This window comes from Streptomyces blattellae, assembly GCF_009709555.1.
Taxonomy (GTDB): domain Bacteria; phylum Actinomycetota; class Actinomycetes; order Streptomycetales; family Streptomycetaceae; genus Streptomyces; species Streptomyces blattellae.
The window spans coordinates 1-12,583 of record NZ_WJBG01000121.1; the positions used below are offsets into that span (position 1 = coordinate 1).

The following is a 12,583-nucleotide window of genomic DNA, read 5'->3' on the forward strand; positions in this document are numbered from 1 at the left end:
CTAGGAGCGTGTCTCAGTAACGGGCAACTGGCCGGGAGGTCGTGATCGGCGGGATCGGTCGCGGTGGTCCGGTCAGCGCCTGTGGGGCCGACGGGCGGGTCGGTCGGGCCGGGATTTCGGCCCGCGGTGGCCGGGGCGGCCCGGTTGGTCAGTCGGCCGCGGCGGCGAGGCCGGTCGGTCCGGCGTGGCGGAAGATCTTGCGGAGGTTGTGGCAGGCGGCAAGCAGTCGCCACTCGCCGCGGGCGCCGTCTTCGCCGCGCAGGAGGAGCCGGCGGCCGTTGTGGCAGGTCATGATCTGTCCGAAGACGGGTTCGACGATGGCCTTGCGGCGGGCGTAGGCGGCCCGGCCGGGCTTGGTCCGCAGCTTGCGGGCCATGCGCTCCTTCAGCGTGGCGTCCTTGGGGATGCGTCCGCGTGGAGCGGGCGGAACCTGCTCGTCGTGGGCCAGTCGGCCGGTGGCCATGAACGTGTCGGTGCCGCAGGCCAGTTGGCGGTCCTTGGCGGCTTCGAGGTTGGCTTCCGAGCAGTATCCGGCGTCGACCAGCGCCTGCTTGGGGTGGGCGCCGGTGTTCGCCGCGGACTGGTCAAGCATCAGGGTGTAGTTCAGCGCGTCCGAGGGGTTGCACGTCACGTCGGCGGCGGTGATGACCTGGTGTTCCTCGTCGACTACGGCCTGCGCGTTGTAGGCCTGGATGTAGGCGCCGTCGCTGTTCTTCATGATCCGCGAGTCGGGATCGGTGAAGTTGGCCTGCGCCTTGGGCTTGGGCCGGGCCCTGGCGGCGGTCGCCTCGCCGGCGTCGGTGACGGCCTGCTCATCACTGGTGCCGGCGCGCTGCTGACGGCGGCGTTCCTTGTCCTCGGCATGCTTGCGGGCCTTGTCGGCGGCCTCGGCCTCGATCTGCGCGCGGGCGGCCTGCAGCTTCGCCAGGCGCTTTTCACGCCGGTCCAGTTCGGCGGGCAGGTCCACCTCCTTGCCGTCCACGCCGAAGACCTGGTCCTCGGCTTCGTCGGCGGCCTCCGCGTCGGCCAGCAGTGCCTGGGCCTTCGCTTCCAGCTGGGCGATCTCGGCCTCGATCCGCTCTTCCTTGTCGACCAGGCGGCCGTAGCTCATCGCCTTGTGCTTGGAGGCACTGGCCTCCAGCTTGGTGCCGTCCAGCGCGACGCGGCCCATCTTGACCAGGCCGAGTCGCATGGCCAGGTGCAGCGACTGGGTGAACAGACCGGCCAGTGCGTCCAGGTGGCGGCGGCGGAACCGGGCGATCGAGCGGAAGTCGGGGGCCTGGCCGGCGGCCAGGAACCGGAACGCGACGTCGTCGGCCATGCGGCGCTCGATCGCCCGGGAGGAGCGCACCCCGGTGGTGTAGCCGTAGATCAGCAGCCGCACCATCAGCCGGGGGTCGTAGGGCGGGTAGCCGCGCTTTTCGGTGTAGTCCGCCAGGACCGGTCCGAGGTCGAGCACCTCGTCGACCAGGTCGGCGACGAACCGGGCCGGGTGGTCCTCGGGCAGCCAGTCATCCAGCGACGGCGGCAGCAGCAGGACCTGATGCGGGTCGAACGCCCGGAACGTCTTGTCCACCGCCACCGCAGGACCCATCGGCCGCTTCTTCTCGACCGGCTCGACCTCGAACAGCCCATCCCCACCATGCATACCGTGATCATCCCGCACCAATGATCACGAACCATAGGCGGGTTGCCCGTTACTGAGACACGCTCCTAGCCGCTTTGCGACAAGTGCTGACAGGGCGTTCGGTACTGGCGACAAGTTCCAGCGCATGGTGAGCGCACTACAGAACACGGCCTTATTGGAGGGGTTCCCGGAGTACGTGAGGCAGGAGGTACGAGCCGCAGAGATCAGACTCTTTGAACTCGGGATCGTTCCGGGCTTGCTCCAGACTCCGGAGTACGCGGCAGCAATCGCCACGGGTGCCGTGCGACGGGGCGCAATCACGGAGCAACAGGCAGAGGAACGGCTAACTCTTCTCGCCGAGCGGCAAGCTTCGCTAGAACGGACACCCCCGCCGTTCGTCTACGCGGTGCTGGACGAAAGCTGTATCCGGCGACCGGTCGGCGGGCCGGGGGTCATGGCTGCCCAGTTGGACAAGCTCGTAGCGTTCGCCGAGCTGCCGAACACCGTGCTCCAAGTCGCCCCGTACGAACTCGGCGAGCGACGACCCTTTGACCTACCCGTCAGGCTGGTCACGCTTGCCGACCGTTCGATGATCGCGTACGCAGAGTCCGCGATGCAGGGTCACCTAGACCGGAATACCGGGCTCGTACTGCCCATGCTGACGGCCTACCATCAGCTACAGGCCGAAGCGATGCCCCAAGCGGCTTCCGTGGCCATGATCGAACAGCTTCGAAAGGGCACCCCGTGACGACCGAAGACCCGCAGTGGTTCACGTCCTCCTACAGCAGCAACGGCGGCGACTGCATCGAGGTCGCCGCAAACCTCATCGCTACGCGCGGTGTGGTTCCCGTCCGTGATTCCAAGAACCCGACTGGTCCCGTGCTGGCGCTCCGTGCCGACTCGTTCGCTTCCTTCGTGGCGAGCGTCAAGGGTGAAGAGTTCAACAACGTCTGACGAGTCGAGCCGACCTGTACACGTTCACGACAGCCCCACCGTGCCCGGCATGGTGGGGCTTTGCTGTGCCCACTAGACGACGAAAGCCCCGCCACACTCCCCGAGTTGGGAGGTATGGCGGGGCTTTGATCACGCTGCCCGGAGTCGAGGCGCGCGGCGTGCCGAGTCTCGAACCGCAGATCCTTGGGCGGGTCCGGGAGGGCGTACGCGCCGTCTTCCGTGGCTCCGTAGACGAACGTCCGGGCGCGTATACGGCGAGCAGTACAGCCGGACGGTGCTGCCCGTAGGCGCACGCGGTCAAGACGGGTTGCCCCCTCACGGCACGGTTGACCTGCGCGTTTCCTCCTGCCAGTACCGGGGGGTTGCGCAAGAGGGTTAGCAACGGGCAACTCCGGCAGGCCGAGCCAGGGGGCGATGCTGTCGTTTGCGTCGGACATCCACGTGGTGGCCCACACCAGCGTGCCGGGGAGGGCGAGCAGCCGGGGCCCGAGTGCGGGATTGATCCTGGTGATGAGCGGGTTGTCGGTTGCGCGTGGCCTTCGCGCGGTCTCATAGGTCGGGTAGCCGTCGGGAAGCTGTTCGCGTGTCGCCCCGAAGGGAATGAGGGGGCCATCGACATCGAGGAACAGCAGGGGCAGCGTGGAGCCGATCACGGCTGCACCATAGCGGCGTTCAGGCTGTCGTGGCAGATGCCTTGTGCGCTCCGCCGCGCCGACCGCGACGCTCTTGGCGCCGTCACCGACCGACCGACAGCGGTTGCTGGACAGCATTCGCCGGGGCGCGCTAGAGAACGGGAATGCGAAGTGGTGGGGATACGAGTGCGCCCAGGTGGTGGGCCGCATACATCCGGTGCTCGGGTTGCGGGTTGCTGGGGCCGAATTCCATGCACTATCCGGGCTTCGGTGGCCGCGTGGAGACCGAACCGGACTGGGAACGTGTAGAGAGCCGCTTTTTACGTTGCGGCGGCTGCCAACTCGGCCAGGTGTTCACCGCGGCGCTGCGGGAGCCGGCCGATGCCCGCTCCACCTGCCCGTCATGTGCCGCCCTGACGCCGCATCCGGCTGCGGCGGACCTGGCTCGCTGCCTGACCTGCGGTCTGCTGTATCGGCTGGGGCCGGTACCGTCGAAGGTAAGCGTGCGGCGTGGCCTGGCGCGGGTGGCTTTCGACGGATGGACGGTGACGCTCACCCGGCTGTGGTGTCCGTTCCCCTTCTGGCGTCACCGGCGAGTCACCCTGGACCGGGTCGTCCATGCCGAGTACCAGGCGTCGTCGTCCGACCACTCTTCGCGGAGGCGTGTCGTCTTCCGCCTGCACATGCGCAATGGTGACGGGCGGGCTCTGTCGCTGGTGGGGCTGCGCGACCAGGACTCACGCCGGGACCAACGGTTCGAGGCGATGTGCACGATGATCGACGCAGCGGTGGCCGGCCGGGTCAGGCTGCTCCTCCAGCACAGTATTGGCCTCGGACCATGGTCAGAGAGGGAGTGGAGGACCATTGATGAACTTTTATCCGAAATGAGCGACTCGATCGAAATGCCCACAAGCTCTTACTACGATCCATGGCTTCCCCGAGAGATGCTGGAGGAGGGGCTGCGGGGGATGCGGGGTGAGCGAGACGCGAGAATCGCCGGCCGGCCACGACCGGTGCCCGGACTGCCGAGCCTGGATGAGGAACCAACAGCCCTGAGGTCTCGCCCGTTCCCGAGGAAGTACGCCGAGATCTGGCTCACCCTCGCCGACCGGCTTTCGGTGACATCGGATGTGACGACGACTGACCAGTGGCGTGGGATGACGGTCGTCCTGCTCGGCTACGGGCTGCACTGGTCGACGGTGATCCCCCGCCGTGGCGGGTAATCCACACCACGCGGTGAACACGCTCAGGGTGTCGGCAACGGATGAACAGTTCACGGGCCCCTCCACCAGAGCAGGATCTTCTCTCACCGCCCGGATTTCCGCTCACCGCCCGGACTTCCTCCCCGGCAGCCACACCACCATCAGCACCGCCGCCGCCACCAGCACCCCCGCACTCACGCGAAACGCCAGCGCGTAGCCCTCCGTCAGCGCCTCCGGCGCAACGCTCCCCGCCGAACGCGCCGCCGCGATCGTCGACATGACCGCGAGCCCCAGCGAACCCCCCATCGTCCGCGAGGTGTTGACCAGCCCCGAGACCACTCCCGCCTCCCCCGCGGCCGCCCCCGAGGTGGCCAGCGAGGCGAGCGGGGTGATCGCCAGGCCCGCGCCCAGCATCATCAGGATCCCCGGGAGCATGATGGCGGTGACGTAGGGCCCGTCGGTGGTCAGCGTCGACTGCCAGCCGAACCCGGCGGCTCCCACCAGCGTGCCCAGGACGGCCAGAGTGCGGGCCCCGATCACGGGCATGAAGCGGGGCGCGATCTGCGCGCTGACAACCACCGCCAGGGAACTCGGCACCAGCGCGAGCCCGGCCTCCAACGGCGAGTAGCCCCGTACGTTCTGCGCGTACAGCGTCATGAAGAACCACATGCCGAACATCGCCGAGCCACTCAGGAACATCGCCGCGTTCGCCGCGGCCACCGACCGCACCCGGAGCAGTGCGAGCGGCATCAACGGAGCCGCCGTACGCGCCTCGACGACAAGGAACAGCCCGATCAGCGCGAGCCCGGCGAGCAGCGGGACGAGGGTGGGCGACGCCGTCCACCCCTCGGCCTCGGTCTGGGCGATGCCGTACGCCAGACTCCCCAGCCCCGCGGTCACCAGCAGTGCGCCCGGCAGGTCGAGGCGCCGCCCGTCCCCGGCCCGGCTCTCCGCGAGCCACAGCAGGGAGCCGATCAGCACCACCGCACCCACCGGCACATTGATCAGCAGTACCCACCGCCACGACAAGGCGTCCACGAGCACTCCGCCGACGAGTCCGCCCGCCGCTCCGCCGCCCGCGCCCACCGCCGTCCATGTCGCGATCGCCCGCGCCCGCGCCGGTCCTTCCGGCACGGCCGATGTCACGATCGTCAGCGTCGCGGGTGCCAGGACCGCCGCACCCAGGCCCTGCACGGCCCGCGCCACCAGCAGTTCCCACTCCTCCTGGGCCAGTCCGCCGGCCAGGGAGGCCAGGGTGAACAGGCCGAGCCCCGCGAGGAACATCCGCTTGCGGCCGTAGAGGTCACCGGCTCGTCCGCCGAGCAGCATGAACCCGGCGAAGGCGATCGAGTAGGCGTTCACCACCCATTGCAGGCCGGAGGCGCTCAGCCCCAGATCGGCCCGCATCGAGGGCAGCGCCACGTTCACGACGGAGACGTCGAGTACGACGAGGAACTGCCCGGCACACGCGAGCGCCACCACCAGCCAGGCGGGGGGCGAGGTACGACCGGCTATCGGGGTGGCGTCAGCGGCTCGGAGCATGGGCGTCATGCTCTCAACCCGGTTACACCCTTGCATCGGGATTTCGCGCCACCCGCCTCTCGGCCGTAGGTCGTAGGACCGCTGAAGCAGCCGCAGAAACCGCTGAAGCAAGCCGCAGAGACCTCTGAAGCAAGCCGCAGAGACCTCTGAGGCAAGCCGCAGAGACCGTAAGCCGTAAGGACCGGTGACGAAGCTCACAGGGCCTCTGCCGCAGCTCACCGGACCAGCTGACACAGCTCACAGAACGGCTGCCGTAGCTCCCAAAAGCAGCTGACACAGCGCCCGGAACCGCTGCGCCGACACAGCTCACAGGACCGCTGCCGCGGCTCCGGAACCGCTGACGGGTGATCGAGTCGACATCAGCCGAGCCAAGAAGTCGTTAGTATGGCAAAGTAATCGGAATAGTTGCCCAGGCGTACGGGGTTCAGCTTGCACGTATCCCGCAAGCTCGCCCTCCCTCTGCTCAGGCCCGGAGGCCTCCTCACATGACACACATGTCGACCGAACAGCCCGCCCGGAGAGCCTCCGGCGCCGTCGTCCCGGTGCTCGCCTTCACGGGCATCGTCGTCTCGGTGATGCAGACCCTGCTCGTCCCCGTCCTCAAGGACCTGCCGCAGCTGCTGGACACCTCGTCCAGCAACGCGACCTGGGTCGTGACCTCGACGCTGCTCGCGGGAGCCGTGGCCACGCCGATCACCGGCCGGCTCGGCGACCTGTACGGCAAGCGGCGCATGATGATCGTCAGCCTCGGCGTGATGGTGGTCGGCGCGCTGATCAGCGCCTTCACCAGCACCCTGCTCCCCATGATCGTCGGCCGTGCGCTGCAGGGCTTCGCGATGGGCGCGATCCCCCTCGGCATCGGTCTGATGCGCGACATACTCCCCCGCGAGAAGCTCGGTTCGGCGATGGCCCTGATGAGCTCCTCGATCGGCATCGGCAGCGGCCTCGGCCTGCCCGCGTCGGCCCTGGTCGCCCAGAACGCCGACTGGCACGCCCTGTTCTACGGCTCCGCCGGCATCGGCACGCTCTCGATCATCATCACCCTCCGCTTCGTACCCGAATCCCCGACGCGCGCGGAGGGCTCCTTCGACCTGCTGGGCTCGCTCGGCCTCTCCACCGGCCTCGTCCTCTTCCTCCTGCCGATCACCAAGGGCAGCGACTGGGGCTGGACGTCCGGCAGCACGCTCGGCCTGCTCGGCGCGTCGGTGGTCGTGCTCGTCCTCTGGGGCGTGATGGAGCTGCGGATCAAGGCCCCGCTGGTGGATCTGCGCATCTCCGCGCGTCCGGCCGTCCTCTTCGCCAACCTCACGGCCGTCACGGTCGGTGTCAGCCTCTACGTCATCTCGCTCGTCCTTCCCCAGCTGGCGCAGCTTCCGAAGTCGACCGGCTACGGCCTCGGCCAGTCCATGGTCGTCGCGGGCCTGCTGATCGCCCCGCTGGGCCTGGCGATGATGGTGATCGCGCCCGTCTACGCCCGCCTCTCGGCGAGGTACGGACCCAAGGCGACCCTGATCCTCGGCCTGCTGATCATCGCCGTCGCCTACACCTCCGGCCTCGGCCTGATGAGCGCCCCCTGGCAGAGCGCTGTCATCTCGGCGATCCTCGGCACGGGCATCGGTCTCGCCTACTCCTCCCTGCCCGCGCTGATCATGGGCGCGGTCCCGGCCTCGGAGACGGGCGCGGCCAACGGCCTCAACACTCTGATGCGTTCCATCGGCACGTCCCTGTCGAGCGCTGTGGTCGGCATGGTGCTGGCCAACACCGGGAACACCGTGAACGGCGTCGAGATCCCGACCATGCACGGCTTCCGGGTCTCCTTCCTGATCGCGGCCGGTGCGGTGGCGATCGGCCTGTTGATGGCCCTGTTCCTGCCCAAGAGCAACCACGCCTCGCAGCTGCGCGCGAGCAGCGAGGAGAACGCGGCCATCGAGCGTGCCGAGGAGGCGCTGCGCGGCTTCCGTGGCTTCCGTGGCCGCGTCCTCGACGCGGAGGGCGCACCGGTCGCGCGCGCCAGGGTCACGCTGATCGACCGCCGGGGCCGGCAGGCCGGCGCGACGCTCTCCGGCGACGACGGCAGCTACGCCCTGACCGTCCCTGTCCAGGGCTCGTACGTCCTGGCGGCGAAGGCCGCCGGTCATGGTCCGCTCGCCTCGTCCGCGACCCACGCGGGCGACGACCGCGCGGTCGATGTGGATCTGTCGCTGCCGGGGGAGACGGTCTCCGTGTCCTGAGCGATCCCCGGGCCGGGACAACTCCCCCATGGCCGATACCCCATGGCCGATACCCCATGGCCGACGAGTATGCCCCGGGCAGGTTCTGGGTCGTCCCGGAGTTCGACATCACGCGCATAAGATTCGACACCACCCGCATAAAGACGAACCGGCTCGACATCTCCGGCGCGTCCTGATCCACCCCGCCGTACCCCCTGTCGCCCGCCGACCAGGGGGTACGGCACCATGGGCGGCCCAGACGCACGTACGACCGAAGGGCCCCATGACCACGGCACCGAAGCCCGACATCCTCGCCGCGTTCGAGGCGGCCAAGGGGTTCATGCCCATGAACGAGGGCCTGGCCCTGTACGCGGCGGCGGTGGGGGCCGCGCGGCTCGGCCTGCCTCTCCTTGAGGTCGGGACGTACTGCGGGCGCTCCACGATCCTGCTCGCCGACGCGGCCCGCGCAGCGGGCGTGACCGCGCTCACCGTCGACCACCACCGGGGCAGCGAGGAGCAGCAGCCCGGCTGGGACTACCACGACCCGGAGACGGTCGACCCCGAACTGGGTGTGATGGACACGCTGCCGGCCTTCCGCCGGACCCTGCACCGCGCCCGGCTGGAGGAGCACGTGGTCGCCCTGGTCGGCCGTTCCCCGCAGATCGCGAAGGTCTGGAACTCCCCCCTCGGCCTCGTCTTCATCGACGGCGGCCACACCGACGAGCACGCGGGCGCCGACTACGAGGGCTGGGCCCCCCATGTGGCCGTCGGCGGCCTGCTCCTCATCCACGACGTCTTCCCGGAGCCGGCGGACGAGTTCACCGGCCAGGCCCCGTACCGCGTCCACCTCCGGGCGCTCGCGTCCGGCGCCTTCACGGAGGAATCGGTGACCGACTCACTGCGCGTGCTGCGGCGAACGGGCGCAGGGATCTGAGGGCCCGGTAAGAGTCGCTGACGCTGGATAGGGTTGCTGACGTGTCGTACGCAGGCCCTGACTTCGAACCGCCCCGCCCCCGCCGCTCCCGCCGCGGGCCCTTGACCGTCGCCGTCGCCGCGCTCGTGCCGGGCGCGCTGCTGGGGTGGCTGGTGTATGAGGCGGTGGGCGGATCGGACGGCGGCGCGGACCGGCCGACGGGGGCGTCCTCGGAATCGGGCGGCCTCTTCGCGCCCGCCGATGGCTCCGCCGCCGACGACGAGAAGCAGAACTCGGCCCCCACCACGGGCTCCACCACCGGCTCCGCCTCCGCGCCCGCCACCTCCGGTCCCCTCAAGGGCAAGGTCGTCGTCATCGACCCGGGCCACAACCCCGGCAACTTCCAGCACACGTCCGAGATCAACCGCAAGGTGGATATCGGGACGAGCATGAAGGAGTGCGACACTACGGGCACTTCCACCAACACCGGTTACCCGGAAGCCGAGTTCACGCTCGACGTGGCCCACCGCATGCGCACGGTGCTGGAAGCACAGGGCGCCACGGTGAAGTTGACCCAGGACGGCGACCGGCCCTTCGGCCCCTGCATCGACGAACGCGCCCGCATCGGCAACGACGCCCGCGCCGACGCCGTCGTCTCCCTCCACGCGGACGGCTCCGGGACCGGCAACCGCGGCTTTCATGTGATCCTGCCGGGCGCGGTGGACGCCGGCGCCGCCGACACCCGCCCCATCGTCGCCCCCTCGCGCGATCTCGGCGAACGCATCGTGGGCGACTTCGTACGCTTCACGGGCAGCGCGCCCTCCAACTACATCGGCGACGGCACCGGACTCGTCACGCGTAAGGACCTCGGCGGTCTCAATCTGTCAACGGTTCCCAAGGTGTTCATCGAATGCGGCAACATGCGCGACAGCAAGGACGCGGCGCGGTTGACAAGCGGCGCATGGCGGCAGAAGGCGGCGCAAGGGATCTCTGAGGGAATCATGAGTTTTCTGCGGGGGTAGTGCTCAGGGGGTTGCTCCCTGCGGACACCCCGGCCGGGCGGACGATAGTGTCGTCCGTACGATGAGGGGCCATCCCCGCGCTTCACACCGGGGCCTTTTGGCGACATGGTGACAGCGACGCCTCTACCCACGACGAGACGACCTACGAAGGACCTGAAGTGAATATCCGTTCCCTCACTAGAGGCGACGGCGTGGTGATCGGAGCAGCGGTGTTGCTGTTCATCGCGTCGTTCCTCGCCACTTACGGCGGCGAAGGCAGCGACATCCCCAACGCCTGGGACAACCTCGGCATGCTGATGAGCATGTACGTCGGCGGCATCGCCGGCGCGGTCCTGATCGTCGTCGCCCGCGCGCTGCCGCAGCCCCGGAAAGTCGTCGGGCTGGAGCTGGGCCAGGTCGGCGTCGCACTGACGGTCTTCGCCGCATGGACCGCGTTCTGGACGATCATCGACCCGGTGGGGTCGATCAACACCGACGGGGCCGACGTCGAACTGGGCTCCGGCCTCATCCTCGGCCTGATCGCCGCCCTCCTCCTCGCCGCCGGCGCCATCGCCGGTCCGCTGGTCCCCGCCCTCCAGGCCGCCCTCCTCCCGGCTCCCCGCCCCGCCGCCCCCCAGCCCTACGGCGCCCAGCCCCCCGGCGGCTACGGCTACCCGGGCGCTGGCGCCCCGCAGCCGGGTCAGGTGGGCCAGGCGGGACAGCCCGGCCAGCCCTACGGCGGTCAGCCGCAGCCGGGGCAGCCGTACGGCGCCCAGCAGCCGCAGGCCTCCCAGCCCCAGCCGGCCGGGGACTTCTCGCCGTTCTGGTTCGCCGTGCCCGTGCCGCGCCCGCTGTTCGCGGAGGACGGTTCGCAGACGCCGATCGCCGAACTCGCGCCGGGGACCTGGTACCTGGCCGTCGAGCAGCGCGGTCCGGGTCTTGTCGCGCAGACGCAGGACGGCCGTCGGGGCGTGCTGCAGGACACCTCGGGTATTCAGCGCGGCTGACCCCGCAAGCAGTCGTACGACGGCCCCTCGCCCTTCCCGGTGAGGGGCCGTTGTCGTACAGTCGCAGCCCGGAAGCAGTCTGACGGTCCGTCAGAAGGGGCGCGCATGCGGCTCGGACTCGCACTCGGCTACTGGGGCCGCGGCCCCTCCCCCGACCATGTGCCGCTCGCCCAGGAGGCCGAGCGGCTCGGCTACGACTCCGTGTGGACGGCGGAGTCCTGGGGGTCGGACGCCTTCACGCCGCTCACCTGGATCGCCGCGCACACGTCGACGATCAAGCTGGGTACGGCCGTCGCGCAGATGGCGGCGCGGTCGCCCACCACCACCGCCATGCACGCGCTCACCCTCGACCATCTCTCCGGCGGGCGGATGATGCTCGGGCTCGGGCTGTCCGGGCCGCAGGTGGTGGAGGGCTGGTACGGCCGTCCGTTCCCGAAGTCGCCGCTGACCGCGACCCGGGAGTACGTCGACGTCGTACGGCAGGTCATGCGCCGCGAGGCACCCGTCGCGCTCGACGGGCGCTTCCACTCCCATCCCTACCGCGGCGCCGACGGCACGGGGCTCGGCAAACCCCTCAAGCCCATCACCCATCCCCTGCGCCCGGAACTCCCCGTCCTGCTGGGCGCGGAAGGGCCGAAGAACGTCGCGCAGACGATCCGGATCGCCGACGGCTGGCTGCCGCTGTACTGGTCGCCGACCCGCCCCGAGGTGTACGCGGAGTCGCTGGCCGACCTGCCCGATGCCCGCGAGGGATCGAGCACATGCCACTTCCACGTCGCCCCCATGGCCCGGGTCCACGTCTGTGACGACCTCGCCGAAGGGCTCCTCCCCGTCAAGACGATGCTCGGCTTCTACATCGGCGGCATGGGCCACGCCTCCCGCAACTTCCACGCCGACCTGATGGCGCGGATGGGGTACGAGGAGGAGGCGCGGCGGATTCAGCGGCTGTTCCTTGAGGGGCGGCGGGAGGAGGCCGTACTCGCCGTCCCCGACGCCTTCGCCGACGAGATCTCCCTGGTCGGGCCGCGTGAACGGATCGCCGAGCGGCTGGAGTTGTGGCGGAAGGGGCCGGTGACGGACTTGTTGGCGCTGGCTCCGGACCGGCGGTCCTTGCGGGCGCTGGCCGAGCTGAACTCGTAGGCCGCCTGGTTTGATTCAGAGTTCAAGGGCAATCTGCATGGTATGTCTCCTAGCCGTGGCTCCAATCAGGCCGCGACGGTCATCGCGATCGTCGCGAACACCATGGCCGGCATCCTCGGGCTATGGATCCTGATGTACCTGCTGGACGCGAACCGCGCGAACGACCTGGTGCAGTTCGTCCATGACACGGCCCGCTGGCTCGCCGGCTGGTCGCACGATCTGTTCACCTTCGACGAGGAATGGGCGCGGGTCGTCTGCGGATACGGCCTCGCGGCGATCGTGTACCTCTTCGTGGGCCACGCCATCGCCGGCCGGATCGGACGGCACTGAGCGGACGGGCCTTGAGCGGGTCCCG

General features: G+C 69.6%; 10 protein-coding genes and 2 pseudogenes. 9 read left to right on the forward strand and 3 right to left on the reverse strand.

Annotation, left to right across the window (positions count from 1 at the left end):
• Positions 1 to 148: 148 nt before the first annotated feature.
• The gene (locus GFH49_RS10445) at positions 149 to 1,576 is read right to left on the reverse strand and encodes an IS1182 family transposase (protein WP_456243052.1); all 1,428 of its coding nucleotides are present in this window, start codon (positions 1,574 to 1,576) and stop codon (positions 149 to 151) included.
• Between the two features lie 133 nt (positions 1,577 to 1,709).
• Here GFH49_RS10445 and GFH49_RS10450 point away from each other — a divergent pair.
• Both GFH49_RS10450 and GFH49_RS10455 read left to right on the forward strand, forming a co-directional pair.
• Positions 1,710 to 2,375, forward strand: a pseudogene (locus tag GFH49_RS10450) (DUF5753 domain-containing protein); the annotation flags it as partial.
• Positions 2,372 to 2,581 (forward strand): DUF397 domain-containing protein, encoded by a 210-nt coding sequence (locus tag GFH49_RS10455; protein ID WP_155055553.1) that lies wholly within the window; start codon positions 2,372 to 2,374, stop codon positions 2,579 to 2,581. The pseudogene GFH49_RS10450 and the gene GFH49_RS10455, both read left to right, overlap by 4 nt.
• A gap of 371 nt (positions 2,582 to 2,952) precedes the next feature.
• Here GFH49_RS10455 and GFH49_RS40010 read toward each other — a convergent pair.
• A pseudogene (locus tag GFH49_RS40010) lies at positions 2,953 to 3,234 on the reverse strand (hypothetical protein); the annotation flags it as partial.
• A gap of 257 nt (positions 3,235 to 3,491) precedes the next feature.
• Between GFH49_RS40010 and GFH49_RS10460 the strand changes: the two are divergent.
• Positions 3,492 to 4,436, forward strand: a complete 945-nt coding sequence (locus GFH49_RS10460; protein WP_155055554.1) for a hypothetical protein — start codon at positions 3,492 to 3,494, stop codon at positions 4,434 to 4,436.
• A 102-nt stretch (positions 4,437 to 4,538) separates the two neighbouring features.
• Here GFH49_RS10460 and GFH49_RS10465 read toward each other — a convergent pair whose 3' ends face one another.
• The gene (locus GFH49_RS10465) at positions 4,539 to 5,957 is read right to left on the reverse strand and encodes an MFS transporter (protein WP_196217924.1); all 1,419 of its coding nucleotides are present in this window, start codon (positions 5,955 to 5,957) and stop codon (positions 4,539 to 4,541) included.
• Positions 5,958 to 6,442: 485 nt separating this feature from the next.
• Here GFH49_RS10465 and GFH49_RS10470 point away from each other — a divergent pair, with 485 nt between their 5' ends.
• The 6 genes from GFH49_RS10470 (at position 6,443) to GFH49_RS10495 (ending at position 12,558) form a co-directional block, all read left to right on the forward strand.
• Complete coding sequence (locus GFH49_RS10470) at positions 6,443 to 8,188, forward strand: MFS transporter (RefSeq protein ID WP_155055556.1); 1,746 nt, start codon at positions 6,443 to 6,445, stop codon at positions 8,186 to 8,188.
• 262 nt (positions 8,189 to 8,450) lie between these two features.
• The gene (locus GFH49_RS10475; protein WP_155055557.1) at positions 8,451 to 9,101 is read left to right on the forward strand and encodes a class I SAM-dependent methyltransferase; all 651 of its coding nucleotides are present in this window, start codon (positions 8,451 to 8,453) and stop codon (positions 9,099 to 9,101) included.
• Between the two features lie 41 nt (positions 9,102 to 9,142).
• On the forward strand, positions 9,143 to 10,102 hold the full coding sequence (locus GFH49_RS10480) for an N-acetylmuramoyl-L-alanine amidase (RefSeq protein WP_155055558.1): 960 nt from the start codon (positions 9,143 to 9,145) through the stop codon (positions 10,100 to 10,102).
• A 158-nt stretch (positions 10,103 to 10,260) separates the two neighbouring features.
• The gene (locus GFH49_RS10485) at positions 10,261 to 11,088 is read left to right on the forward strand and encodes a hypothetical protein (protein WP_155055559.1); all 828 of its coding nucleotides are present in this window, start codon (positions 10,261 to 10,263) and stop codon (positions 11,086 to 11,088) included.
• Between the two features lie 105 nt (positions 11,089 to 11,193).
• Positions 11,194 to 12,228 (forward strand): LLM class F420-dependent oxidoreductase, encoded by a 1,035-nt coding sequence (locus tag GFH49_RS10490; protein WP_155055560.1) that lies wholly within the window; start codon positions 11,194 to 11,196, stop codon positions 12,226 to 12,228.
• A gap of 42 nt (positions 12,229 to 12,270) precedes the next feature.
• Positions 12,271 to 12,558, forward strand: a complete 288-nt coding sequence (locus GFH49_RS10495) for a hypothetical protein (RefSeq protein WP_155055561.1) — start codon at positions 12,271 to 12,273, stop codon at positions 12,556 to 12,558.
• Positions 12,559 to 12,583 lie beyond the last annotated feature (25 nt).